Raw genomic sequence first — 22,998 nt, forward strand, 5'->3', positions numbered from 1 at the left:
TCCTGGATGCCGACCAGCGCGGTCGCGTGCGTCAGGTTCGGGAAGTAGCCGATCCGCACGCTGTCCGCCGACAGCTTCTTCCCCGTCGAGGAGACGTTGGACTTCGCGTCCTTCTCCTCGGCCGGGGCCTCGGAGCCGTAGCCGCAGGCGGTCAGGAGCAGGGGGAGGGCGGCGAGGGCGGCGGCGGTGCGCAGGGCGGTGAGCGGTCTGGCGGCAGACACGGAGGTGTCCTTTCACGAGGAGGTGTGCTGGAGGTGCTGGTGGTGCGGGACGGGCGGTGGTCCGGGAGCGGTCCGGAGTACGGGGGGACGGGCAGGAGGGCAGCACGTGCGTCGGCAGCGGTTGCAGGGTGTGCAGCCGTCGGCCGTCCGGCAAGGCGCGGGCTCCGTCGGGGCGGCGACGGGCACGGCCGCGCCGAGGTGCACGGGCCGGTGTGCCGTCTTCGAGCGGACGGGCCGTGTGGGTACGGGGCTTGCGCGCGCTTCGTGTGCGTGCCCGGGTTGCTCGCCAGGGGTCCCGGCCGCGGGGCCGGGGCCGGAGTGCGGCTTCAGGCAGTCCGACAGATGGCGCTGGACGTGCGGACCAGGTCGATGTGGCGGCGGCACGTCAGGAGGGACGGGCGGCGGCCTGCGTGGTGCTGTACGTGCATGACCGCCTCCTCAATCCTAGTTTTCCCACCGGGTTGGTAGGCATCTTGGCAGAGGGAGGGGCGGCGCCCCAAGAGGGTGACCACATGCTGGAAGGATGCTTCTCAGAATCCGAGAAAATGCAGGTCGGTGGGGGTCTGCGGGGTACCGCTCGGGCGGTCAGGGGTTGACCCACGCGTCGGGGGCGCGGGTCAGGGCGGACACGTCGGCCGGCAGGTGGGACGAGGCGACGTCGGCGAGGGACACCCCGTCCAGGATCTCGCGGACGTTGGAGCGCAGGGCGATCCACAGGGGCAGCAGGGCCTCGGCCGGGCCGCTGTAGGAGAGGTCCGGCGGGCGCACCCCGCGCACGGACACGAGCGGACCGTCCACCACGCGGATCACGTCGGCGATGCTGATGGCCTGCGCGGGCCGGGCCAGCCGGTAACCGCCGTGGACCCCGCGCTGGCTGGACACGAGGCCGCCCCGGCGCATGTCGTTGAGGATGCCTTCGAGGAACTTGTGCGGGATGTCCTGGGCGGCGGCGATGGCTTCGGCCTTGAGGGGGCCGTCGTCTTCGGACGCGGCGAGCTGCAGTGCGGCCCGTACCGCGTAATCCGCCCTGGCTGAGATCCGCATGCCTGCATTATTCCGCACCCCCGGGGCCGCCCGCCGCCCGGTAGGGGGCGGCGGCGCGGGGCGGCGGGCTGCCGGACCGGCCGGCGCGGGGCCGGTGAACGGGCAGGATCCGGGGCGGCGGCCTCAGCGCAGGGCGGCGGCCGGTTCGCGGTGCGGGCCGTTGAGGTAGTGCTCGCCGATGGAGCGCAGCCGGTGCGCGGACCGGCGGTGGGACGTCAGGACGCGGGCGTTGCGCCAGAAGCGGTCCAGGCCGGGGGCGTCGGCGAGTTCCAGCACCCCGGCGGTGATGCGCAGGGCGGCCTTGGAGGTCACCGTCTCGGCCGTGGCGACCAGGGCGGTCACGGCGGCGGCCTCCTCGGCGTCGAGGTGCGCGCCGGCGGCGAGGGCCTGGGCCATCACCCCGGTGGCCCGGTCGACGACGGCGAGGGCGGTCTGTGCGGCCGCGGCCAGTTCGCCGTAGGTCAGGTAGAGGTCGGGTTCCTCGCCGGGCAGGCGGTGCGCCCGGGCTCCCCTGCTGAGGTCGCGCGCTTCGGTGAGGGCGCCTTCGGCGATGCCCAGGCCGACGTGACAGAGGGCCAGGCGGAGTGCGGGTTCGGCGAGGGCGGTGAAGGGGGCGGCGGCTTCCTCGTCGTGCGGCCGGTGGCCCAGCACGCGGTCGGGGGTGAGGGTGACCCGGTCGAAGGCGAGGGTGCCGGCGCCGGCGACGCGCTGTCCGAAGCGGTCGTGGGCGGGTTCGGCGCGTACGCCCCGCTCCCCGGCGGGGATGCGTACGACCAGGATGTCTCCGGTGGCGGCGCAGGCGGCGTCCACCACGATCTGGTCGGCGAGGTCCACCGCGGTCTCCACGGACCGCTGTCCGTCGAGCACGTATCCGGTGCCGCGCGGCCGCAGGGTGAGCCCGGGCAGCCCGTCCGCTCCCTCGTACGGTCCGGGGCTGCGGACCGCGCCGGTCCACAGCCACTGTTCGCGCACGGACTCCTCTTCGAGGGCCTCGGCCGACTCGGGAGCCCCGTAGAAGCGACCGCTCCAGGCGTGGACGTAGTGCCGGGCGAGCAGGTCGCCGGCGGAGCTGTCCGCTGCGGCGATCTCGCGTACCACGGCGCATCCGGTGTGCCAGTCCGCCCCCCGGCCGGGCGCGGGCGGGGTGAGGGCGGCGGGGAGGCCGGCCTCGCGCAGCCGGGCGACCTCGTCGGCCGGGGACTTGCCCGCCTGGTCACGCGCGATGGCGTCGGCGGCGAGGTCCTCGGCCACGTCGCGGGCGGTGCGCAGGAGGGTGTGGCGCTGTGCTTCGGCGGACCGGTCGCCGGTGGTGCCCGGGGTCTTCGTCGGCACGGGTATCACCGGCAGGCCCGGGGGCCGCGGCGCGGTGCGAGGGCTGGCGCTGTGGGGGCAGACCGCATGACATCAATCCCTATCTTTCCCATCGGAATGATAGGGATGGTGACCCAGCCCGGCCGCCTCAGCAAGCGGCCGATCGCATGCTGGACAGACCCGTCTCGGCATGGGAGACCGCCGGCCGCCGGGACGCCCCCGCAGGATCGTGTGCAACGGGCGGGGCGGCCGGGGGACCCCGGGTACGGCCGTCAACTGGCGGCCGGGCATCAGCAGATGGGGTCATGCCGCGATCGACCGGGGAATCCGGCCCGGCCGTCCGCGGCCCGTGTCGTGCGGGCGGGACCGGGGCGGGTGGGGGCATCATGCCGGGCATGGACGCACACGAGATCCTCAAGAAGGCGCAGGAGCTCCAGGAAGCGCGGCAGACTGCGCTGCAGCCCCTCGCGGACATCCTGGCGGAGCGCAAGCAGCTGGAAGCCATGCTGGCCGACACGGAGGTGCCGTACGGGAAGGCGTACGCGGCGGCCGAGAAGGCCGGCTGGTCCGCGGCCGAGCTCACCGCGATCGGCGCCCCCGAACCCGTCCGCCGCGCGCCGGCCCGCCAGCGCCGGGCGGGCATCAACATCGGCGCGTCGTCCGGCTCCTCCGCCCCCGCCGAGATCCCGCCCCAAACCCCCGTGAACGCCTGAGCCTTCGGGCTGCGGCTACTCAGGGGCGATGAGTAGCCGTACTCTCCTGCGGGCCGCGGCCCGGGGCGCAGGGTGGGGGCATGACCGAGAACACGATCAAGCCCGCCCCCTTCCTGCTGCTGTGCGCGGTGTCCGCCGCGGCCTGGGCCGCCTGGCTGGGCTGGGACCAGCACCGCGACGTGCACCCCGACGGCTCGGTCAGCGGACCGTACGAGGCATGGCAGGTGATCGGTCTGCTGCTCACCCTGCTCCCGGCGGTGGCCTGGGCCGCGTACCGGCGGCACGGGGCGGCCGCCGTGGTCGGCACCACGGCCGGTCTGGCGGCCGCCGCCGGCTACGACTGGTCGGACGACGCCAGCGGTCTGTTCGTCATCGGTGCGGGCATGGTCGCGGCCGGTTCCTTCGCGGCCGCGGCCGCGGTCGCCGCCGTGGTCGCCCGCGTGACGCGGGCCGGAGCGGGCCGGTGAGGGGTCTTCCCCCGTCGGGGCGCCGCCCGGGGCTCAGGACCGCGGGCGGGAGCTCGGCCGGCGCTTCTGCTTCGGCGTCAGGTACTCGCGGAAGACGCGGGCGGAGCGCGGGTTCTTGCCGCACTGCCAGACGCCGTGCGGGCAGTAGTCGGTGATGCTGTGGTAGAGCGGCTTGTTCCGGGTGATCCAGGCCAGCATCCGGCGCATGTACTCGGGGTTGTCCCCGTTCCGGAACAGGCCCCACTCCGGGTACGAGACCGGCTTGCGGTGCTTGCGCGCGAACTCGACGTGGTGGCGCAGCCCGTAGGGCTGGGTGATCTGCTCGTCGAAGGTGGTGCCCGGCGGCTGGTCGTACGAGTCCATGCCGATGATGTCCACCACGTCGTCGCCGGGGTAGCACCGGGTCCAGGGCACCGCGTCGATCCCGCGGTTGGGCGCGAAGTCGAACCGGAACTCCTCCCCCGGCACCGAGCGCATCGCCGTGACGATGCGCCGCCAGTACCCCTTCCAGGCCTCGGGGTCGGGCCGGCACCGGTGGGTGTAGTTGAAGCCGTTCATCTCCCAGCCGAGCACGACCACGGTGTCCCGCAGGCCGAGGGCGACCAGCCGCCGGGCGAGGCGGCGGAAGTGGCCGTCGTACGCGCCTTCCGCGCCCTCGTGGAGCAGTTCGGCGATCCGCTCCTCCGGCACCCCGGACTCGTTGCCCTCCAGCATGGGCACGTTCAGCACGAAGAGCCGGTCGGCGCGCGCCTTGCGCCAGCGCGCCCAGGTGACCAGGGAGGAGGGCGCTCCCTCGATGTTCTCCCAGGTGTCCCCCGGCAGGTACGTGTGCCCGGCGCGCAGCTCGGTTCCGCCCAGCCAGCGCGAGAGCTTCTGCATGCGGTCGACGCCGGGGGATCCGTAGTGGAGATAGGCGCCCACGGCGACCCCGCTCCCCGCGCTGCCCGCGCTCCCGGCGGCGGCGCTGCCCGCGCCCGCTCCGGAAGCCTCGCGCGGGGCCGGGGCGTGGACGCCGCCGACGGCGAGCACTCCGGCGACGGCCGCGGCGACGCAGGCGCCGGCCAGCCGGCGGCCTCTACGGGACATGACCCCTCCAGCGGGCTCGCGAACGGACGTTCCTGCGAGCGACGCTAGGCATCCCTCGGCCCGCGCGGCCTGCCCGGTGCCCGGATCCTGGGCCATTCGCGGCAGGATTCACCCGCGGGTCCTTCACCCCGGGCTCGCGGGCTGACGGGCTCGCGAACTCACGGCCGCGGGCCGACGGGACCGGGAACGCCGGCTCCCCGTCGCGGGCGCGGGGCGCGGCCGGGCGGGGAGGCGGGCGGGAGGACGGGTGTACGGTCCCGGGCGGCAGCGGGGCTGCGGCCGGAGGCCGGGCCGGGCGGAGTCAGTCCGGCACGGCGGCCATCGCGCGGCGGGCGGAGGAGGCCGTCGCCGCTTCCAGCCGGTTCTCCCTGAGCACCTCGTAGGCGCTGCGCAGCGCGTGGGTGCGGACCCGGCGCCGGGCGGCCAGGGCCGTGAGGTCCCCCGCGCACTGGAGCTCCCAGCGGGGGAAGCGGCGGCGGGCCGTGGCCACGCGGGCGCTGGGGGCGAAGTACAGCATGGTGGTGTTCTCGTGCGGGTTGTGCGCCGAGCCCTCGTAGATCATCTGGCCGGCGGTCTCCAGCCGGTCGGCGAGCCGGGCGAGGGTGCGCTCGTCGGGCCGGTTCACGAACAGGCCCACGTGGTTCTCGAAGCCGTGGATGCGCTCTTCGGTCCCGACGCTCTCCGTGTAGCCGGGGCTGGAGCGCGGGAAGAGGAAGACCTCCACCTCGGGTGCCGGGCGGGCGGTGACGCGCAGCCGCGTCACCCGTATGTCGGCGTCCTCCGGCAGCCAGTGACGCTCCACCAGGCGGCGCTTCACCAGCACGCTGGGTATGGTGGTCGCTGCCGGCCACCCGTTCTCCTCGAAGTACTCCAGCGCGGATTCCACTGTTTCCGGGAAGAGCAGCGTCGCACAGTGGGAAACGACGCACCCGTTGGTTATCTCCCGTTTCAGGTCGCCCGGTATCCAGGGCGGCAGCAGGGCGTTCAGTGATTCCGTGGAAGCGTGAAGGGCGTAGTCAACAGCATGCTGGAGGCGCTGTGCGTCGCACGGCTCGAACGTCGCGTGGTGCATGTCGCAGCCTTTCTGTTGCCGACACCTGATTAAAAGCCGCGTCACCCGTCAGGCGGCACCCAACCAGGTCCAATCGGGTGAATGCTCGTTTCTGACCTGCACAGACAACAGGAGGGAGAAGGAATGTCTCCGTACGGCGGATTGAATTCCCCGCGCATTCTCATAGCCGGAGCCGGAATCGGCGGGCTCACCGCGGCTTTGAGCCTCCATGCGGCCGGGCTGCGCGACATACGCATCCTGGAGGCGTGCCCGCAGCTGCGCGCGATAGGTGCGGGAATCAATCTCCAGCCCGCCGCGGTGCGGGAGCTGACCGAACTCGGCCTGGCGGACGCGCTCGACGGCATGGCCGTGGCGTGCGGCCGGCTGGAGTTCCACCACCGCTACGGCGGCCTGATCTGGTCGGAGCCCCGGGGCCGGGCCGCCGGCTACAACTGGCCCCAGTACTCGGTGCACCGGGCCCGGCTGCAGGAACTGCTGCTGGCGGCGGTGCGGGACCGCCTGGGTCCCGAAGTGCTCGTCACCGGCCGGCGGGTGGTCCGCTACGAGCAGGTCCGCGAGCAGGACGGGTACACCGTGCGGGCGTACGTGGCGGACGGCGCGGCCCCGTACTCCTGCGACCTGCTGATCGGCGCCGACGGGATCAACTCGGCGGTGCGCGCCACGATGCATCCCGACGAGGGGCCGCCGCTGGCCAACGGGATATGGATGTGGCGCGGGGTCACCGAGGCCCCCGCTTTCCTCGACGGGCGCACGATGGTGATCGTCGGCTGCAACGCGCGGGTGAAGGCCGTGGCCTATCCCGTCTCGCGGCCCGGCCGGGACGGGCGCTGCCTCGTCAACTGGGTGGTGGAGAGCCGCACCGCCCCGGTCGGGGGCGAGGAGGGCACCCGCGGCGGGGCCGACTGGGACCGCTCCGTGCCGGCGGCCGAGGTGCTGGCGCACCTCGACGGCTGGCGCAGCGAGTTCCTCGACCTGCACGCCACCGTGGCCGGGGCCCCGCTGATCGGCCGCTATCCGATGATCGACCGGGATCCGCTGCCCACCTGGCGGGACGGCCCGGTCGTCCTGCTCGGCGACGCCGCCCACCCCGTCTACCCGACAGGGTCCAACGGGGCCTCCCAGGCCATCGTGGACGCCCGGGTGCTGGCGTACGAACTCGCCCACCACGAGGTGGAAGAGGCCCTGGAGCGCTACGAGGCGGCCCGCCTGCCGCAGACCACCCGGGTCCTCGGCGCGCACCGCCGGCTGGAGCCCGACCCGGTGCTCCGCCAGGTGGAGGCCCTGGCCCCGGACGGCTTCCTCGACATACGGGACGTCCTGCCCGAGGAGGGCCTCGCGGACATCAGGTCCTGCACCCGCCAGGTCACGGGGGTGGACGCCGCGGCGCTCAACTCCCGCTCCTCCTGGAGCGTCACCGCATGAACCGCGCCCGGCGGTGGTCCGCCCCCGCAGCGCTCGGCGCGGCCGTGCTGCTCGGGACGCTGGTGTCCGCCGTGGGGCTGCCGGGGACGCAGGGCTCCGCGGCGCGCGCGCCCGCCTGCGAGGAGGGCGGTGCGGGCGGGAGCCTCCCCTGCCTCCGCGAGGGTCCGGCCGCCCGGCTGGGCGCGGGGTCGGTGCGGACGTACAGCGTGTACGAGGGCCGCGTACCGCAGGTCCTGGGGGTGTCCCTGACCGCCGCGGCCGTTGCGGAGCCGCCCGCCACGGCGACCGACGGCCGGCACTGCCACGACGCGAACGGGGACGGGCGCACCGATCCGGTGCACGAGTGCGTCGGCGGCCACAGCCTGGAGCTGGCGCTGCCCGCGGGCGCGACCGGCCTGCCCTTCCGCTGGGTGCTCCTCAACTGGAACCCGCACGGGCACAACCCGCACGGCCGCTACGACGTCGCCCATTTCGACGTGCACTTCTACCTCGTCCCGCCGGAGGTCCGGGCGGGGATCAGGACCGGTTCGTGCGCGCTGCTCATCGCCTGCGAGCAGCTGGCCGAGGCCGCCCGGCCCGTCCCGGCGGAGTACCTGCCCGCGGGCTACCCGGCGAGCAGCCCGCAGACGGCGGAGGGGGCGATGGGCGCCCACCTCGACAGCCGCCCCCCGTCCTCCGGGACGCTGCGCGGCCAGACGTTCATCTACGGCGCCTACGGGGGACGGCTCGTCTTCATGGAGCCGATGGTCACCAGGGACCTGCTGCGGCAGCAGCGCGGCGGGACGGTCCACCGGGCGTGCGAGCCGGTGCCCCAGCCGGCCGCCTGGCAGGTCGCGGGCTGGTACCCGACCCGGTACTGCACCGCCTTCCGGCCCGCCGAGGGCGACTACACGGTGTTCCTGACGGACTTCGTGCACTCCTCGGCGGCGCCCCGGCGGGTCGCGGCCGGCGGGTGAGCGGGGCCGCCACAATCACCGTGTCCGGCATGCCGGTTCCTCTCCCGTTTGGAGGCATTTCATGTATGCAGCCGTGGTCCACGCCCTGGGACAGCCGCCCCGGTACGAGTCCGTGCCCGAGCCCGCCCCGGCGGCCGGGGAGGTGGTGGTGGAGGTCCTGGCGGCGGCGCTGTACCCGCTGGTGCGCTCGTTCGCGTCCGGCGGCCACTACACGGGCGGCGCGGCGCTGCCGCTGGTCCCCGGGTTCGACGCGGTGGGCCGGACCGGGGACGGCGCTCTGGTGTACGTGTCGGGGCTGGAGCCCCCGCACGGGACGATGGCCGAGCGGATCGCCGTACCGGCGGCGGCGCTGATGCCGGTGCCGCCGGGGCTGGACCCGGTGGCCGTGGCCGCGGCCGTCAATCCTTCGTCCTCCGCCTGGATCGCCCTGCGGGAGCGGGCGGAGCTCCGGAAGGGCGAATCGGTCCTGGTGCTCGGAGCGACCGGCAACGCCGGCCGGGCGGCCGTCCGGCTCTCCCTCGACCAGGGGGCCTCCTCGGTCGTGGCGGCGGGGCGCGATCCGCTGGCCCTGGCGGCGGTGGCGGAGCTGGGCGCGGCGCGCACGGTGGCGCTCACGGGCTCCGAGGAGGAGACCGCGGCGGCCTTCGGCGCGGCCGCCGCCGAAGTGGACGTCGTACTGGACTATCTGTGGGACCGGCCGGCGGAGCTGGCGCTCGACGGGATCCTGCGCCACCGCGCGGATCCGGCGCGGCCCCTGCGGTGGGTGCAGATCGGCTCGGCCGCGGGCCCCGACATGACCCTGCCGTCCGCGTGGCTGCGCAAGGCGGACGTGCGCATGTACGGCAGCGGGCTGGGCTCGATCCCCGGGGCCCGCCGGGCGGCCGCGCTGCGGGAGCTCCTGGACCGGCTGCCGGCGGTGGCGCCGAGCACCGCGGCGGTGGCCGTTCCGATGTCGGAGGTCGAGGCGGCGTGGTCCGCGCCGGTGCCCTCGGGGGCCCGGATCGTGTTCGTCCCGGGCGGTGTCGAGGGCCCGGCGGCCCGGGCGTGGGAGGCGATGAAGGCCGGGAAGGCGGTCTGACCGCCCCCGGCGGCCGGCTGCTGCGCGGACCGGGCCGCGGGCGCGGGCGGGGGCCGGGGCCGGGGCCGGGGCCGGGGCCGGACGGCGGAGGAGACGGTGCGGGAGCACCGTCTCCTCCGTGCCGGACGTGGCGGGGCGGGCGGGGCCGCGGCGCTCTCGGCGGCCGGGCCGACCCGCGCAGAACCGCCCTCGGCCCGGTGCCGCGGTACGCGTCCGGACACCGCCAGGGCACCGCTACGGCTGCGGGGCCGCGGGCGTGGCCGGAGCGGGCGGCGCCGGCGGTGCGCACTGGATGACCACGTCGGCTCCGCCCTTGCCGTCGCAGGTGTCGGCGGTCTCGCCGCCGCCGTCCATCACGTCGTTGCCGCCCTCGGCCCCGGCCGCCGGGGCCGGAGCGGGCGTGTCGGGGGCGGGCTTGACGGGCTTCACGGGCCTGGCCGGCGCAGGCCGCACCGGTGCGGGCCCGGCGGGCTCGCGGCCCGGCTGGTCCTGGCGGGCGCCGTCGCCTCCGCCGCCGTGGGCGATCTTGCCGGAGTTGCTGTCCCCGATCAGGTCGTCGACGCCGGCGCCGCCCACGAGCACGTCGTTGCCGTGGCCTTCGGCCGCGGCCTCGGCCGAGGAATCGCCGGTCATGCTGTCGTTGCCGGGACCGCCGTCGAGCACGTCGTTGCCGCCGCCCGACGCGTTGATCCCGCCGCGGCTGTCGCCGACCATGTGGTCGTCCCCGGCCCCGCCGAAGACCAGGTCGTTGCCGCCGCCGGAGGCGCTGGCGCCGAAGGCGATGCTGTCCCCGCCGACGCGGTCGTCCCCGGCCCCGCCGTAGACCACGTCGTTGCCCCCGCCCTCGACGGACGCCCGGGTGCCGATCAGGTCGCCGCGCACCAGGTCCGCGCCGTCACCGCCGTCCACCCGGTCGTTGCCGAGCCCGCCGGCCACCGAGTCGTTGCCGCCCAGCGCGCAGATCACGTCGTCGCCGCCGAGGCCGTCGATGGTGTCGGCGCCGGCCGAGCCGACGATGACGTCACGGCCTTCGGTGCCGGTGATCCTGCCGGCGCCCGTGACGGTGGCCTGCTGGCCGAAGCAGGTGCTGTCGGCGTCCTCGGCGGCGGCGCCGGAGACCCCGAGGGACAGCAGCACGGAGACGGCCAGCAGGGTGAGGGGTTGTCGGGCTTTCACGCGAACCTCCTGTAGTCGACGTGCCGCGCGAGGGGGCGCGCGGCACACCGACCGTAGGGGGCGAACCCCTCATCACCTTCTATCTCGTTACTCTTACGGGCAAATCACCCTCGATCGGCTCACCCGACTCCGCCCGGTCAGTGCTTGAGGGCGTCCTTGGCCTTCTGCCCGGCCTGCTTGGCGTCGGCCGCGGCCTGCTCGGCGCGGCCCTTCATCTCCAGGCTCTCGTTGCCGACCGCCTTTCCGGTGGCCTCCTTCGCCTTGCCCTTGATGTTCTTTCCGACGTTCTTGGCCTTCTTGCCTGTGGCCATCACAGCCACCTCCATGACGAGCGATGGGATTCGGCCATCCCAGCGGGTACCCGCGCCGCGGGCGGCGAAGCGTCCGGCCGGGAAGCGCCTGCGGTGTCCGTGCGTGCCGCGGGGTCAGCCTGCGGACGGCGGCGGCGGGTGCATCGCCCACCGGATGCCGGCCGTGACCGCCGCGCCTGCGGGGCGTACGCACCAGCGCTCGGTTCGCGGCAGCAGCGGCAGGCCCAGGGGGTCGCGGGCCCACGGCGGCAGCAGGGCCACGGCCGCCGCCGCGAGCACCGCGTACGGCGGGCGGGCCGGCCAGGGCAGCGGGGGCTCCCGCAGGATGAACCGGGCGGCCTCGCGGGCCTGTCCGGTCCCGCGGAGCTCCGGCCGGTAGGCCTCGATCCGCTCACGCAGGGCGGCCAGGCTGCGGGGCGGGCCGACCACGCCCAGGGCCTCCGCGACCCGGCCGGCGGCGGCCACGTACGCATCGCACTCGTCCGCGTCCAGCCGCCCCGCGCCGTAGCGCTGGTAGGCCCGCAGGAAGCTGTCCACCTCGGCGATGTGCACCCATTCGAGCAGGTGGGGGTCGTCGGCCCGGTACGGCTCGCCCTCCGGGGTCCGGCCGCGGATCCGCCCGTGGACCGCGCGTACGCGGTCCACCGCCCGCTGGGCGTCCTCGGCGGTGCCGTACGTGGTGAACGCCAGGAAGGTGCTGGTGCGCTGGAGGCGGCCCCAGGGGTCGCCCCGGTAGCCGGAGTGGGCCGCCACCGCGGCCATCGCCCGCGGGTGCAGCGACTGCAGGAGCAGGGCGCGCAGGCCGCCCGCGAACATCGAGGCGTCGGCGTGGACGCGGAGGATCGGCTCCCCGGGGGCGAACCACCGCGGTCCCGGAGCGCCGTGGATCCTGGCCCGGTTCTCGGCACCGGACGGGCCGGCGACGCGCCGGAACAGCGCGTCACCGAGACGGTCGCGGGCCCGCGGGGCCACCGGACGGTTCACGCTTCAAGTGTTGCGCGAGGCGGGCGGTGCCGGAAGCCCCGGTCGCGGACCTGTCGGTCGGGACGGTCCGCCCGTGCTCCGCTGCCGCCATCCGGCCGAGATCGCACCGCACCGTGCGCGTGGCACGGGTCCGATCGAGTAGCGTCGATGAGGCACCCCGGGGGCGGACCGCTCGCGCCGGGGCGACCGGGAGGTTCGGTGGAGACGCTCTTCTTCGACAGCGCAGATCTGGAGGAGACCGAGGCGTTCCTCTCCTCCGCCTACACGCCGATGAAGATCGGCGGACGGCCGGAGGGCTCGCGGGCACGGATCGCGCGCCGCGCGGCGGGGGGCCTGATGGTGGACAGGCTGGCCTTCGACTACACGATGTCCTACGACGCGGGGTGCCTCAACCGGGTGTGCCTGATCACCATCGACTCGGGGACCTTCGCCGACACGACCGGCGGCCGCGAGGAGTACTTCGGTCCGGGTGAGACGTTCCTGCTGGCGCCCCACGACCGCCCGTACCAGGGGGAGCTGCACTCGGCCCGGTACACGATCGCCATGTTCGATCCCGCACTGCTGGGCATGGTCGCCGCCACCGGCTCCGGGGTCCGCGGGCCGGTGGAGCTGACCGGGCAGCGGGCCGTCAGCCCCCTCGCGAACAAGCGGCTGGGCTCGGCCGTCGCCTACCTGCGCGACCACGTGCTGGCCGGCCCGGAGGCGGGGGACAACCCGCTGGTGGCGCAGACCGCCGCGCTCCACCTGGCCGCCGTCACCCTGTCGGCCCTTCCGCACACCGCCCGAGACGGCGCGCCGGGCCCGGCCGACCGCCGCGACGCGACCAGCGGGACCCTGGGCAGGGCGGTCTCCTTCATCGAGGCCAACGCCCACCTCGACATCGGCCTGGCCGACATCGCCGCGTCCGTCCCGGTCACCCCGCGGGCCGTGCAGTACGCCTTCAGCCGGCACGGCGGCACCACCCCGCTGGCGTACCTGCGCCGGGTCCGCCTGGCGCGGGCGCACGAAGACCTGCGCCGGGGGGATCCGCAGCGCACCACCGTCAGCGCCGTCGCCTCGCGGTGGGGCTTCGCCCACCACGGGCGCTTCGCCGCCGCCTACCGCAAGGAGTACGGGGTGGCGCCCTCGGCCACGCTGGAAGGCTGAGCCGGGGCCGGGGCCCGGCCGGGGGGGACCGGCGGGCCGGGAGGGACCGCCGGGAGTGCCCCCTTGACGGTCCGCAGCCGGTCCGGGACTCTGCGTAGAGGCGTCGGGGGGCGCCGCAACAGCGACGAGGGGGGACACCCATGCCGCTCACCACCGATCTGGCCGAGGCGCTCAAGCTGCCTTCGGGCAGCGCCAACCAGCTCGCGTATCTCGGCCGCATCTGGCACGCGTACGTGTGGCTGGAGTCGGACACGACGACCGCGACCGATGCCCGGACCAGGATCTGCGACGCGATCAACGGGCAGCTCGGCACCGCAAAGATCAAGATCACCCGGGGCTTCCAGGCGTACGACCCCGTGGTGCGCCGCGGCCGGCCGCAGCGCTACGTCGCACTGGCCGCGACGCTGTCCGGCGGTTCGGACGGCGGGGCGGGCCAGGCCGGGGCGCTCATCGAATGGATCAAGGGCGGCCGGGCCTTCGGCGCACTGGACGACGCCGCCCAGGAATTCGCGGTGATCACGCACTTCGCGGAGCTCGGGCGCGGGTACGGATCGCAGCTGGACCCGCTGTACAAGCGGCTGGTGGAGATCGCCGGCACCGGTTCGGCGGCGAAGTCCCAGGCGCTGTGGACCGATCTGGCCACCAAGTGGTCCCCGGTCCTCACGTACAAGGAGGACTCGAGCACGGACTGGATCCCGGACTAGGACGCCGACGGCGGGGCCCGCCGGCCGGACCTGCGGGGTCCGGGCGGCGGGCCCGCGCGCGTACCGCCGTCTGCGGGTGTCCTCCCGTCTGCGGGTGTCCTCGCGTCGGGGGGCGGTCAGAGGCGGCCGCCGGTCAGGCGGGTGACCGGGCCCCGGCCGCGCAGGCCCGCACGGCGGCCGGCGGTGTAGGCGGCGGCGCAGGTGGCGGCGAGGAGTGCGGCGGCCCCCGCCGCGGTGGCCGCCGTGAGCGCCTTGTGGCGGCGGACGGCGGACCACGGCGTCCGGGCCCGGGCGGCGGTGGCGCGCAGGGCGCGGGCCGCGGCGTGCGCCCTGCCCGGCAGCGGGGCGGGCAGGGCCGTGAGCACTCCGGTCGCGTGTTCCTTCGCGCCGGCCGCGGCCCCGGCGCCCGTCCGGGCCGCCCGGGTGCGCCAGGCGCGCACGGCGCTGCGTTGCGAACCGGGCGCGGCGGAGGCCGACTTGGGACCGAGGGGCTTCTGGTGTCGGGTCATGTCCCCGCGTGTGGCCGCTTCCCGGGAGCTCAAACTCCGGGAGCACGGCCGCGGACCGGTCAGTCCCGGACCCGCGCGCCCGGTTCAGCCCGCCGCCCGCGCGTACAGGGCGCGGCGCTCGGTCTCGGTCAGGCCGCCCCACACCCCGTACGGCTCCTGGACCCGCAGTGCGTGGCTCAGGCACTCCACCTGCACCGGGCACAGCGCGCAGACCTCCTTGGCCGCCTCCTCGCGGACCGAGCGGTCCTCGCCGCGCTCCCCCGCCGGGTGGAAGAACCTGTCGGTGCCGAGATCCCGGCACGCTGCGCGCTCCTGCCACATCCAGTGGTGTTCCGCCCGGCCCGGCAGCCTTTTCACGTCCGGCATGTGTCGACTCCTCTCACTCGAAAACGGGTCCCCCGGGGACGTCAGTTGCTCGTCTGACCCGGACCCGCGCACCGAAACCCGACGGGCCGGGGCCGCCCTGCGCGGCCCCGGCCGCGCAGGGCGGCTCCCCCGGCCGGACCCGCCCGGCCCTCCCCCGCCCGGGTCCGGGCGAGGTTTGTGACCCGGTCCGCCCGGTCAGACGTGTAGGCGTCCTGCCGACCGACAGGAAGGTCCGTCATGGGAAACCTGCTGTTGCTGACCGTGCCGATGCTGGTGGCCCTGCTCCTGGCCCTGACCGGCCGCAGCCGCGGCCGCCACTGCGGGGGCCGCAGGTGACCGGGGTGCGCAGTGTGGGCGTGGAGGAGGAGCTGCTGCTCGTCAGCGCGGCGACCGGGGAGCCGATCGCGCTCTCGGCGGCGGTGCTGGCGGCGGCCGCGCGCGAGGCCTCCGGCGGCGCGCCCGGTCCCGGCTCCGAGCCCGGCGACGGCTCCGGCAGCGGGGTTTTCGAGAAGGAACTCAAGGAGGAGCAGGTCGAGTTCGCGACCCGGCCGGTGACCGCCATGGGCGAGCTGGCCGAGGAGATCGTGCGCTGGCGGGCGGAGGCAGCCCGGCACGCCGCGGACGCCGGGGCGGCGGTGGCCGCGCTGGCCACCTCGCCCCTTCCCGTGGAGCCGTCGATGAGCCCCGGGGAGCGCTACCGGTGGGTGGCCGAGCAGTTCGGGCTCACCGCGCAGGAGCAGCTGACCTGCGGCTGCCACGTCCACGTGTCGGTGGAGTCCGACGAGGAGGGGGTGGCGGTCCTGGACCGGATCCGGCCGTGGCTGTCCGTCCTGACGGCGATGAGCGCGAACTCGCCCTTCTGGCAGGGCCTGGACACCGGGTACGGCAGCTACCGCAGCCGGGTGTGGAACCGGTGGCCCTCCGCCGGTCCGGTGGAGGTCTTCGGCGACGCCGACCGGTACCACCGGCACGTGCGGGACATGCTCGGCACGGGCGTCCTGCGGGACGAGGGCATGGTCTACTTCGACGCCCGGCTGTCGGCGAAGTACCCGACCGTGGAGCTCCGCACCGCCGACGTGTGCCTGCACCCGTCCGAGCCGGTGCTGCTGGCCGCCCTGGCCCGCGCGCTGGTCGAAACGGCGTCCCGCGAGTGGCGGGCCGGGCGGCCTCCGGCGCGGATCGGGGTCGGCCTGCTGCGCCTGGCCGCCTGGCGGGCGGGCAAGTCGGGCCTCGACGGCCCGCTGGTCGACCCGCGCACGATGCGGCAGGCGCCGGCCGAGGCCGTGGTCGGGGCGCTGCTGGACCACGTGGGGGAAGCGCTGGAGGACTACGGCGATGCCGGGGCCGTCCGCAAGGAGGTGGCGGCGCTGTTCGAGCGGGGCAACGGGGCCCGCGTGCAGCGGCGGCTCCTCCTCCGGGCCCGGGGCGGCCTTCCCGAGGTCGTGGCCCGGTGTGCGCGCCTGACGGCCGGCGAGCCGGAGCGGCCGGAGGATCCCTCCCGGAGCTGAGCCGTCCGGGCCGGACCCTCCGGGGCCCGAACCCTCCGGGGCCCGGCCCCTCGGGGCCCGAACCGTCCGGGCCGCCGGGGCGGCCGCCGGGCGGGGCGCCCGTACCCGCCCCGGCGTGCTCCGGCGCGGGGCTCAGCGGCCGGACGGCGGCTGCGGGGCCGGGGCGGTGGACACGCGGGGCAGGGCGTACGGGTGTTTCTCGGCGATCCAGGCCACCAGCTGCTCGCGCACCGTGCAGCGTACGGTCCACAGGTCGTCGGGGTCCTTCGCGGTGACGATCGCGCGCAGGACCACGGTGGTGGGGGTGGTGTCGGTGACCGCGAGGTCCCAGCCGCGCCCGTCCCACGCCTCGCAGCCGTCGAGGACCTCCCGGAGGCGCTCGCGGACCAGCGGGACGGGAACGCTGTGGTCGCAGTGCAGGAACACCGTGCCGGTCATCTGGGTACCGCCGCGGGACCAGTTCTCGAAGGGCCTGCCGGTGAAGTACGAGACGGGCATGGTGATGCGGCGCTCGTCCCAGGTGCGTACGGCGAGGAAGGTGAGCGTGACCTCCTCGACCACCCCCCACTCGCCGTCGACGACCACCGTGTCACCGATGCGCACCAGGTCCCCGAAGGCGATCTGGAAGCCGGCGAAGAGGTTGCCGAGCGTGGACTGCGCGGCCACGCCGGCCACGATGCCGATGATGCCCGCGGAGGCCAGTACGGAGGTCCCCACGGCCCGGAAGTCGGGGAGGGTCAGCAGCATCGCGGCGGCGGCGACGAGGGCGACCACGGCGGTGACGATCCTCGTGATGAGCGTCACCTGGGTCCGGACGCGGCGCACCCGGGAGGGGTCGCGCGTGCCGGTGGCGTACCGGGCGTACGAGGACTCGACCACGGCGGAGGTGATGTGGACGACGAACCACGCGCCCGCGCCGATCAGCACGAGGGAGAGGACCCTGCCCACCGCCGCCTGGTGTTCGCGCAGCGGCTGCCACTCGATCTGGCGGTAGGACGCGCGCAGCAGGGCGGCCGGCAGCAGGAGGCGCAGCGAGGATCTGCACCGGCGCAGCAGGTGCCACAGCGGGGTTTCGGGATGGCGGGCGTCGGCCCGCCGCAGCAGGCTGTCGGCGAGCCGGCCGGCCGCCAGGGTGAGCAGGACGGCGCCGCCCGTGACGGCGAGCAGCCGCAGAACGCTGTCCATGAAGCGTCGAACTCCTCGGATTCCTCGGGTTCTTCGGGTTCTTCGGGTTCTTCGGGTTCTTCGTTCTTCGGGTTCTTCGGGCGCGTGGATGCGCAGGTGCGGGGGTGCTGCGCGGATGCGCGGGTGCCGGAGGTTTGCGCGGCGCCGGCCGCCGTCACTCGCGGAACCAGGCGGCGGTGGCCCAGCTGAACAGGCCGAACAGCAGCAGCCCGATCGCCACCGCCACCAGCAGCCAGGGCCCGGCCGGGGTCTGGGCGAAGGTGCGGAGGGTGTCGTCCACGCCCTTGGCCTTGTGCGGGTCGTAGGACACCGCGGCGTGGACGAGGAACCCTGCGGCGGCCGTGAACACCGCCCCGCGGGCGACTCCGCCCACGACACCGAGGGTGTCCACGCCACGCCGCACGCCCTCGGGCAGGTGGCCGGTGGCCAGGTGCTTGCGGAACGAGAGCCGGACCGCACCCACGATCACGGTGATGCCGCCGATGGCGACCGCGATGCCCAGCGCGCCGACCAGCCAGGGGCCGGCCGGGAGCTCCAGCATCCGGGCCGTCGCGTCACGCGACTGCTCGTCGCCGGAGCGGCGGCCGGCCCTGCCCGCGGCGAACGCGAGCGTGGACACGGAGAGCGCCGCGTAGAAGACGGCGCGGCCCGCGGCACCCAGCCGCTTGGCGGTTTTCCGGCCGTCCGGGCCGGTGGCCCCGAACACGGCCTCGGAGAGCCGCCACAGCGCCATGGCCGCAAGGCCCAGGCCCACGGCCCACACCAGCACCCGCCCGAAGGGGCCGCCGGCGAGCGTGCCGAGCGCCCCCGACCGGTCGGCCTGCTCCCCGGGCTCCCCGAATGCGATCTGGAGGGCCAGCACGGCCACGAGTACGTAGAGCAGCCCGCGCGTCGCCAGACCGCAGCGGGCGGCCGCGGCCACGGCCGTGCGGGCGCGGCCGCCGGCGGCGGACCGCGACGGGGACCGGCGCAAGGGCCTGCTGACGGGCTCCTGCATCAGCGCTCCCTCCTCCCGGACACCTGCACGGCGCCCCTGCCCGGTGCGGGCCGGCTCAGTCCTCGCGGAGCATCTGGGCGCGCAGCTCGCCGAGGGTGCGGGAGAGGATGCGGGACACGTGCATCTGGGACAGGCCGATCTCGGCGCCGATCTGCGCCTGGGTCAGCTCCTCGCCGAAGCGCAGCCGGAGGATCCGGATGGCCCGTTCGTCCAGTCCGGCCAGCAGGGGGGCCAGGGTGTGCCAGTCCTCGACCGCCTCCAGGGCGGGGTCGGACTCGCCGAGGGTCTCGGCGAGGCTGTGTGCGGAGCCGCCCGCCGCCGCGGTCCGGGAGCCGTCGGCGCCGGCGGTCTGGGCGGCGTCGAGGGACTGGGCGCTGTGCCCGTTGGCCGCCACCAGGCCCTCGCGCGCCTCGTCCTCGCTGATGCCGAGGTGGGCGGCGAGGTCCGCGGGGCTGGGGGCGTGGCCGAGGACCGAGGTCAGCTCCTCGGTGGCCTTGGCGAGCTCCGAGCGCAGCTCCTGCAGGCGGCGGGGGACGCGTACGGCCCAGGTGGTGTCGCGGAAGTGGCGTTTGATCTCGCCGGTGATGTAGGGCAGGGCCAGCGTCGTGAACTGGGTGTTGCGGGACGGGTCGTAGCGGTCGATCGCCTTGATCAGGCCGACGGTGCCGACCTGGACGATGTCCTCGTTCTCCGGTCCGCCGGGGCGGTCCCGGAAGGGCCGGGCGGCGAAGTTCACGAGCGAGATGTTCATCTCGATCAGCGTGTTGCGCACGTACTGGTACTCGCGGGTGCCCTCTTCGAGGCTGCGCAGCCGTTCGAAGAACACGCGGGTCAGCTGCCGGGCGTCGGCGGGTGCCAGTTCCCGGGGGCAGGACACCTCGGGCAGGTCCTCGGGCGCGCCGGCGGTGCGGGTCGCCGGCGGATCCTGCAGGCGGAGGTCCGCGGTCGCGGCCTGGATCGTCGCCTCGTGGGTGGTCTCGGTCGGGGCCGTGAAAGTCATCGTCTTCGCTCCCTGGGCACGGATGCTTGCGGCGCGTTGCGCGATCGTCAGTGATGCGGAGCTCTGGTTCCGCTTGCCTCCAGCACCCTGCCCGCCGGACGGACACACGTCAAGGGATACCGGAAAAGCAGTTCTGGATTTGTCTTTCCGGGGTTCCGCCTCAAGAATGGCGCTGTGGAGACTGAGCACGCAGGTTCCCGCCGGACCAACTGGACCTTCCTGACCAATCACGCCCGGGTCCTGATCACGATCGCCCGCGACCCGGGCGTCCGCCTGCGCGACATCGCGGCAGTCTGCGACCTCACGGAGCGGACGGTGCAGGCGATCGTCACGGACCTCCAGGCCGACGGCTATCTCACCCGCATCCGGGACGGCCGGCGCAACCGCTACGAGATCGCCCCCGGGGCCCGGTTCCGCCACCCCGCGGAGGCCGGGCGGGAGATCGCCGGACTGCTGGCGTACCTCGCGGGACCGGGGGTGGCCGCGCGCCGCCCGGAGGACGAGCCGCTGTCCGCCCTGCCCCAGGGCGAGGACCGCACCCCCGAAGGCGCCCACTAGGTCGGGGCCCGGCACGGGCCCGCCGCCCCAACGCCCTTGTCCGGCGCCCGGTTTCACCGGGTGCGCCGTTTCACCTGCGGCACCCCGGGTAGCCGCGGTCCGGAGACGGCAGTGTCCGACGAGGAGGGACAGACCATGGCCGGCATAGGCGGCTGCATCGCCCTGATCGTGGTGGGGGCCGTCCTCACCTTCGCGAGCGACTGGCAGATGAAGAGCGTGGACCTCGACCTGGTGGGCCTGATCATGATGGCCGCGGGGCTCCTCGGACTGTTCGTCTACCGGAGCGTCCTGCGCCGCCGCCGGGTGCCCGCGCTCCCGGTGGTCGACGAGACCCGCGACCGGACCTGAGGCGGCGGACGGTGCCCGGCCGGGGACGAAGCCGCAGGAGGCGGGCGCTCGCCCGCTGGAACCCGCGCGCGGTCGTGCGGCGGGCGGCCGTGCACGTGGTGGCGTGGTGGCTGCACCTGATGCTGCGGGGCGCCTGGTTCGCGTTCCGCAAGGGGCTGCGCTCCGCGTTCCACCTCATGTGGCTTTCCGCCGAGTTCCGGCCTGCCGCGCCACGAGGACGCACCGGTCCGGCATAGTGATCGGGTGATCACCGAACGCGACGGGACGGGCGGCGGCGCTGCCGGCGGCTCCCGTGAGCCCGCAGCCGGCGACGGCGAGGAAGCGCAGGTCATCGTGGTGGGCGCCGGGCCGGCGGGCTCCGCCGCCGCCCTGCACCTCGCACGGGCCGGCATGGACGTGCTGCTGCTGGAGAAGAGCGGCTTCCCCCGGGAGAAGGTGTGCGGGGACGGGCTGACCCCGCGCAGCGTCCACCAACTGGTGCGCATGGGCATCGACATCGACGCACCGGGCTGGCTGCGCAACAAGGGGATGCGCTGGGTCTGCGAGGGCAACCGGGTGGAGCTCGACTGGCCGAGGCTGGGCAGCCTGCCCGACTTCGGGCTCACCCGCACCCGGCACGACTTCGACGAACTGCTCGCGGAGCACGCCCGGGCCGCCGGGGCCCGCCTGCACACCGGAGTGAAGGTGACCGCCCCGCTGACCGACGAGGCGGGCCGGGTGACCGGGGTGAGCGCCGCGCACGGCCCCGAGGGAGAACCCGTGCGGTACCGCGCCCCGCTGATCGTCGCGGCCGACGGCGCCTCCGCGCGGACCGCGCTGGCCCTGGGGCTGGCGCGGGACCCCCGGCGGCCGGTTGCCGCCGCGGCCCGCCGCTACTACCGCAGCGAGTCCCGCACCCACGACCCGTACCTGGAACTGTGGGCCGATCTGCGCTGCCCCCGCACGGGCCGGGACCTGCCCGGGTACGGCTGGGTGTTCCCGCTCGGCGACGGGCGCGTCAACGTCGGCCTCGGCGCCCTGCCGCAGCAGCGGCGGCGCCGGCCGGTGGACCTGAGGGAGGCGCTGGACCACTGGCTGGCCCGGCTCCCGCAGGAATGGGGGCTGTCCGAGCAGAACGCCGACTCGCCGCTGCGCAGCGCTCCCCTCCCAATGGGCCTGAACCGGAGGCCGCAGTACCGCAACGGCCTCCTGCTGGTCGGAGACAGCGCGGGGATGGTCAGCCCGTGGAGCGGTGAGGGCATCGCGCAGGCCCTGGAGGCGGGGGCCCTGGCCGCCGAAGTGGTCGCACTGGCCGCGGCCCGGCCCGCCGGGCCTCGGCGGGAGGCGGCACTGGAGCAGTACCCGGAGGAGATCCGGCGCCGGTGGGGCCGCTACTACCGGCTCGGGAACGCGGCGGGTGACCTGCTGTTCTCCCGGTACGGCTTCCGACCCGTGCTCCACCCCCGGGTCATGGCCTCGCCCCGGCTGCTCCAGGCCCTGGCCCGGCTGCTGATCCACGTGGCGGAGGAGCCCTCCCGGGACGCCCTGGACGCCGTACTGCACACGCTGCTGCGCGCGGTGCCGCGCCCGCGGCGGTAGGAAACGTCCGCAGCGCCCCTCGGCTACGAATCACTGGTAGCCCCCGCGGGCCGTCCCGCGGGGGGACGGAAGCGCAGCGAGGAGGTGCCGGTCATGGGCGGTTCGCTCGGATTGCGAAGGGTGCTGGTGAGCGCTGCCGCGGCGGCGCTGCTGGCGGGTGGCGCCACCGGGGCCGGGCTGGGGACGGCGGCGGCCGCGCCGGCTGCGGGGACGGTCGCCCTGCAGACGACCGACCACAAGTCCGACTCGTGTGTGTGGAAGCACGGGCACTGGGTCAAGAAGTGGGTCAGGGGCCACTGGGAGAAGCAGTGGAAGCACGGCTGGTGGTCGCACGAGAAGGTGTGGGTCCCCGGCCACGAGGACCACAACGGCCGCTGGCACCCGGGCCACTGGGAGTGGCAGAAGGTGCACCACAAGGGCCACTGGGTCTGGGTGCACGTGCCCGGCCACTGGACCTGGATCTTCGTCAAGGGCCACCTGGTCTGCAAGGACGGCCGCGACCACTGGAAGGGCTGACGGCACGGCTGGGCGCGGCGGCCGTCCCGGGGGCCTGCCGCGGCCCCGCCGGCGGAGTGAGGTGATGCGGCCGCGGGCGATCGGTGCTGGCATGGAAGGGCAAGGGCGCCGGCCGCCGGCGTGGGAGCGAGGAGCGAGGTGCGGTGAGCGTGTCCGCCGGACGTCAGCGGTCCTCCTCCGGGGACCGCCGCGCAGTGGAACAGGATCTGGACGAGCTCCTGCGCCGGACGGCCGGCGGGGACCGGGAGGCCTTCACGCACCTGTACGAGGCGGTCAGCCGGCCGGTGACCGGCCTGGTGTCCGCCGTGGTCAGGGACGCCGCCCAGGCGGAGGAAGTGTCCCAGGAAGTGCTGGTCGAGGTGTGGCGCACGGCCGGCCGGTTCCGGTCCGAGCGGGGCACCGCCATGGCCTGGGTCCTGACGCTCGCACACCGGCGGGCCGTGGACCGGGTCCGGTCGGCGCGCGCGGCCGGCGAGCGGGAGCGGCGCACCGCCGTGCGGAACTGGGAGCGGCCCTTCGACATGGTGGCCGAGGAGGTCGAACGGCGGCTGGAGCACGAGCGGGTGGGGCGCTGCCTCGCGGAGCTGTCCCAGGCGCAGCGGGAGTGCGTGCTGCTGGCGTACTACGCGGGCCTGACGCACCGGGAGGTGGCCGTGGCCCTGGCGCAGCCGGTGGGCACGGTCAAGGCGCGGCTGCGTTCGGGCCTGCGGCTGCTGGGCGCCTGCCTGGGGAGGCGGTGACG

27 protein-coding genes and 1 pseudogene are annotated in these 22,998 nt (G+C 75.2%); 14 read left to right on the forward strand and 14 right to left on the reverse strand.

The genetic code is table 11. The features are described from left to right. The 4 genes and pseudogenes from ACZ407_RS32055 to ACZ407_RS32070 form a co-directional block, all read right to left on the reverse strand. A pseudogene (locus tag ACZ407_RS32055) lies at window positions 1-221 on the reverse strand (sulfate ABC transporter substrate-binding protein); the annotation flags it as partial. A 326-nt stretch (window positions 222-547) separates the two neighbouring features. Beyond that, on the reverse strand, window positions 548-649 hold the full coding sequence (locus ACZ407_RS32060; RefSeq protein ID WP_468134523.1) for a putative leader peptide: 102 nt from the start codon (window positions 647-649) through the stop codon (window positions 548-550). Window positions 650-806: 157 nt separating this feature from the next. Then, window positions 807-1,265 (reverse strand): RrF2 family transcriptional regulator, encoded by a 459-nt coding sequence (locus ACZ407_RS32065; protein WP_468134525.1) that lies wholly within the window; start codon window positions 1,263-1,265, stop codon window positions 807-809. A 123-nt stretch (window positions 1,266-1,388) separates the two neighbouring features. Beyond that, window positions 1,389-2,597, reverse strand: coding sequence for an acyl-CoA dehydrogenase family protein (locus ACZ407_RS32070; protein ID WP_468134527.1), 1,209 nt, complete (start codon window positions 2,595-2,597; stop codon window positions 1,389-1,391). A 374-nt stretch (window positions 2,598-2,971) separates the two neighbouring features. Between ACZ407_RS32070 and ACZ407_RS32075 the strand changes: the two genes are divergently transcribed. Then, window positions 2,972-3,289 carry a hypothetical protein gene (locus ACZ407_RS32075; RefSeq protein WP_468134529.1) on the forward strand — a complete coding sequence of 106 codons (318 nt, stop codon included), beginning with the start codon at window positions 2,972-2,974 and terminating at the stop codon, window positions 3,287-3,289. A gap of 80 nt (window positions 3,290-3,369) precedes the next feature. Then, window positions 3,370-3,756: a hypothetical protein gene (locus tag ACZ407_RS32080; RefSeq protein ID WP_468134531.1), complete on the forward strand. Its 387-nt coding sequence runs from the start codon at window positions 3,370-3,372 to the stop codon at window positions 3,754-3,756. Window positions 3,757-3,789: 33 nt separating this feature from the next. On the opposite strand, the gene ACZ407_RS32085 is transcribed toward ACZ407_RS32080, so the two are convergent. After that, complete coding sequence (locus ACZ407_RS32085; RefSeq protein WP_468134533.1) at window positions 3,790-4,842, reverse strand: glycoside hydrolase family 26 protein; 1,053 nt, start codon at window positions 4,840-4,842, stop codon at window positions 3,790-3,792. A 301-nt stretch (window positions 4,843-5,143) separates the two neighbouring features. Then, on the reverse strand, window positions 5,144-5,728 hold the full coding sequence (locus tag ACZ407_RS32090) for a hypothetical protein (RefSeq protein ID WP_468134535.1): 585 nt from the start codon (window positions 5,726-5,728) through the stop codon (window positions 5,144-5,146). A gap of 309 nt (window positions 5,729-6,037) precedes the next feature. Between ACZ407_RS32090 and ACZ407_RS32095 the strand changes: the two genes are divergently transcribed. The 3 genes from ACZ407_RS32095 (at window position 6,038) to ACZ407_RS32105 (ending at window position 9,370) form a co-directional block, all read left to right on the forward strand. After that, window positions 6,038-7,336, forward strand: a complete 1,299-nt coding sequence (locus ACZ407_RS32095) for an FAD-dependent monooxygenase (RefSeq protein ID WP_468134537.1) — start codon at window positions 6,038-6,040, stop codon at window positions 7,334-7,336. Next, window positions 7,333-8,292 carry a hypothetical protein gene (locus ACZ407_RS32100; RefSeq protein WP_468134539.1) on the forward strand — a complete coding sequence of 320 codons (960 nt, stop codon included), beginning with the start codon at window positions 7,333-7,335 and terminating at the stop codon, window positions 8,290-8,292. Before ACZ407_RS32095 ends, ACZ407_RS32100 begins: the two co-directional genes overlap by 4 nt. A 61-nt stretch (window positions 8,293-8,353) precedes the next feature. Next, window positions 8,354-9,370, forward strand: a complete 1,017-nt coding sequence (locus ACZ407_RS32105) for a quinone oxidoreductase family protein (protein WP_468134541.1) — start codon at window positions 8,354-8,356, stop codon at window positions 9,368-9,370. Between the two features lie 234 nt (window positions 9,371-9,604). Here ACZ407_RS32105 and ACZ407_RS32110 read toward each other — a convergent pair whose 3' ends face one another. The 3 genes from ACZ407_RS32110 to ACZ407_RS32120 form a co-directional block, all read right to left on the reverse strand. Further along, the gene (locus ACZ407_RS32110; RefSeq protein ID WP_468134543.1) at window positions 9,605-10,546 is read right to left on the reverse strand and encodes a calcium-binding protein; all 942 of its coding nucleotides are present in this window, start codon (window positions 10,544-10,546) and stop codon (window positions 9,605-9,607) included. Between the two features lie 137 nt (window positions 10,547-10,683). Beyond that, window positions 10,684-10,857 (reverse strand): CsbD family protein, encoded by a 174-nt coding sequence (locus ACZ407_RS32115; protein ID WP_468134544.1) that lies wholly within the window; start codon window positions 10,855-10,857, stop codon window positions 10,684-10,686. 114 nt (window positions 10,858-10,971) lie between these two features. Further along, window positions 10,972-11,841, reverse strand: coding sequence for an oxygenase MpaB family protein (locus ACZ407_RS32120; RefSeq protein ID WP_468134546.1), 870 nt, complete (start codon window positions 11,839-11,841; stop codon window positions 10,972-10,974). Window positions 11,842-12,039: 198 nt separating this feature from the next. Between ACZ407_RS32120 and ACZ407_RS32125 the strand changes: the two genes are divergently transcribed. After that, window positions 12,040-12,987 (forward strand): helix-turn-helix transcriptional regulator, encoded by a 948-nt coding sequence (locus tag ACZ407_RS32125; RefSeq protein WP_468134548.1) that lies wholly within the window; start codon window positions 12,040-12,042, stop codon window positions 12,985-12,987. Window positions 12,988-13,127: 140 nt separating this feature from the next. After that, window positions 13,128-13,691 (forward strand): hypothetical protein, encoded by a 564-nt coding sequence (locus ACZ407_RS32130; protein WP_468134550.1) that lies wholly within the window; start codon window positions 13,128-13,130, stop codon window positions 13,689-13,691. Window positions 13,692-13,807: 116 nt separating this feature from the next. Here ACZ407_RS32130 and ACZ407_RS32135 read toward each other — a convergent pair whose 3' ends face one another. Beyond that, window positions 13,808-14,200: a hypothetical protein gene (locus ACZ407_RS32135; protein WP_468134552.1), complete on the reverse strand. Its 393-nt coding sequence runs from the start codon at window positions 14,198-14,200 to the stop codon at window positions 13,808-13,810. An 84-nt stretch (window positions 14,201-14,284) separates the two neighbouring features. Continuing rightward, complete coding sequence (locus ACZ407_RS32140; RefSeq protein WP_468134554.1) at window positions 14,285-14,566, reverse strand: WhiB family transcriptional regulator; 282 nt, start codon at window positions 14,564-14,566, stop codon at window positions 14,285-14,287. 341 nt (window positions 14,567-14,907) lie between these two features. On the opposite strand from ACZ407_RS32140, the gene ACZ407_RS32145 reads away from it, so the two are divergent. Beyond that, a complete protein-coding gene (locus ACZ407_RS32145) occupies window positions 14,908-16,074 on the forward strand; it encodes a glutamate--cysteine ligase (protein ID WP_468134556.1) in 1,167 nt (388 codons plus the stop codon). Window positions 16,075-16,206: 132 nt separating this feature from the next. Here the strand turns inward: ACZ407_RS32145 and ACZ407_RS32150 are convergent, their stop codons facing one another. From ACZ407_RS32150 to ACZ407_RS32160, 3 genes are all read right to left on the reverse strand, one after another. Next, entirely contained in the window at window positions 16,207-17,259 is a 1,053-nt protein-coding gene (locus ACZ407_RS32150) for a mechanosensitive ion channel family protein (RefSeq protein WP_468134558.1), read from the reverse strand. 154 nt (window positions 17,260-17,413) lie between these two features. After that, window positions 17,414-18,256: a DUF1206 domain-containing protein gene (locus ACZ407_RS32155; protein WP_468134560.1), complete on the reverse strand. Its 843-nt coding sequence runs from the start codon at window positions 18,254-18,256 to the stop codon at window positions 17,414-17,416. A 55-nt stretch (window positions 18,257-18,311) separates the two neighbouring features. Next, window positions 18,312-19,256, reverse strand: a complete 945-nt coding sequence (locus ACZ407_RS32160; protein WP_468134562.1) for a SigB/SigF/SigG family RNA polymerase sigma factor — start codon at window positions 19,254-19,256, stop codon at window positions 18,312-18,314. Window positions 19,257-19,430: 174 nt separating this feature from the next. Between ACZ407_RS32160 and ACZ407_RS32165 the strand changes: the two genes are divergently transcribed. From ACZ407_RS32165 to sigK, 6 genes are all read left to right on the forward strand, one after another. Next, window positions 19,431-19,814 carry a helix-turn-helix transcriptional regulator gene (locus tag ACZ407_RS32165; RefSeq protein WP_468134564.1) on the forward strand — a complete coding sequence of 128 codons (384 nt, stop codon included), beginning with the start codon at window positions 19,431-19,433 and terminating at the stop codon, window positions 19,812-19,814. 135 nt (window positions 19,815-19,949) lie between these two features. Next, entirely contained in the window at window positions 19,950-20,162 is a 213-nt protein-coding gene (locus tag ACZ407_RS32170; protein WP_468134661.1) for a DUF6458 family protein, read from the forward strand. 11 nt (window positions 20,163-20,173) lie between these two features. Beyond that, complete coding sequence (locus ACZ407_RS32175) at window positions 20,174-20,398, forward strand: hypothetical protein (protein WP_468134566.1); 225 nt, start codon at window positions 20,174-20,176, stop codon at window positions 20,396-20,398. A gap of 7 nt (window positions 20,399-20,405) precedes the next feature. Beyond that, the gene (locus ACZ407_RS32180) at window positions 20,406-21,740 is read left to right on the forward strand and encodes a geranylgeranyl reductase family protein (protein ID WP_468134568.1); all 1,335 of its coding nucleotides are present in this window, start codon (window positions 20,406-20,408) and stop codon (window positions 21,738-21,740) included. A gap of 126 nt (window positions 21,741-21,866) precedes the next feature. After that, a complete protein-coding gene (locus tag ACZ407_RS32185; RefSeq protein ID WP_468134570.1) occupies window positions 21,867-22,256 on the forward strand; it encodes a hypothetical protein in 390 nt (129 codons plus the stop codon). Between the two features lie 149 nt (window positions 22,257-22,405). After that, window positions 22,406-22,996, forward strand: a complete 591-nt coding sequence (gene sigK, locus ACZ407_RS32190) for an ECF RNA polymerase sigma factor SigK (RefSeq protein WP_468134572.1) — start codon at window positions 22,406-22,408, stop codon at window positions 22,994-22,996. The last annotated feature ends 2 nt before the right edge of the window (window positions 22,997-22,998 follow it).

This window comes from Streptomyces sp. NPDC030809 (assembly GCF_055572195.1).

Bases quoted from the DNA above. Each gene is read 5' to 3' on its own strand.
- ACZ407_RS32100 (WP_468134539.1), top strand. From the start codon at position 7,333: ATGAACCGCGCCCGGCGGTGGTCCGCCCCCGCAGCGCTCGGCGCGGCC.
- ACZ407_RS32135 (WP_468134552.1), bottom strand. From the start codon at position 14,200: ATGACCCGACACCAGAAGCCCCTCGGTCCCAAGTCGGCCTCCGCCGCG.
- ACZ407_RS32150 (WP_468134558.1), bottom strand. From the start codon at position 17,259: ATGGACAGCGTTCTGCGGCTGCTCGCCGTCACGGGCGGCGCCGTCCTG.
- ACZ407_RS32140 (WP_468134554.1), bottom strand. From the start codon at position 14,566: ATGCCGGACGTGAAAAGGCTGCCGGGCCGGGCGGAACACCACTGGATG.
- ACZ407_RS32170 (WP_468134661.1), top strand. From the start codon at position 19,950: ATGGCCGGCATAGGCGGCTGCATCGCCCTGATCGTGGTGGGGGCCGTC.
- ACZ407_RS32080 (WP_468134531.1), top strand. From the start codon at position 3,370: ATGACCGAGAACACGATCAAGCCCGCCCCCTTCCTGCTGCTGTGCGCG.
- ACZ407_RS32105 (WP_468134541.1), top strand. From the start codon at position 8,354: ATGTATGCAGCCGTGGTCCACGCCCTGGGACAGCCGCCCCGGTACGAG.
- ACZ407_RS32130 (WP_468134550.1), top strand. From the start codon at position 13,128: ATGCCGCTCACCACCGATCTGGCCGAGGCGCTCAAGCTGCCTTCGGGC.
- ACZ407_RS32095 (WP_468134537.1), top strand. From the start codon at position 6,038: ATGTCTCCGTACGGCGGATTGAATTCCCCGCGCATTCTCATAGCCGGA.
- ACZ407_RS32075 (WP_468134529.1), top strand. From the start codon at position 2,972: ATGGACGCACACGAGATCCTCAAGAAGGCGCAGGAGCTCCAGGAAGCG.
- ACZ407_RS32155 (WP_468134560.1), bottom strand. From the start codon at position 18,256: ATGCAGGAGCCCGTCAGCAGGCCCTTGCGCCGGTCCCCGTCGCGGTCC.
- ACZ407_RS32085 (WP_468134533.1), bottom strand. From the start codon at position 4,842: ATGTCCCGTAGAGGCCGCCGGCTGGCCGGCGCCTGCGTCGCCGCGGCC.
- ACZ407_RS32160 (WP_468134562.1), bottom strand. From the start codon at position 19,256: ATGACTTTCACGGCCCCGACCGAGACCACCCACGAGGCGACGATCCAG.
- ACZ407_RS32060 (WP_468134523.1), bottom strand. From the start codon at position 649: ATGCACGTACAGCACCACGCAGGCCGCCGCCCGTCCCTCCTGACGTGC.
- ACZ407_RS32115 (WP_468134544.1), bottom strand. From the start codon at position 10,857: ATGGCCACAGGCAAGAAGGCCAAGAACGTCGGAAAGAACATCAAGGGC.
- ACZ407_RS32065 (WP_468134525.1), bottom strand. From the start codon at position 1,265: ATGCGGATCTCAGCCAGGGCGGATTACGCGGTACGGGCCGCACTGCAG.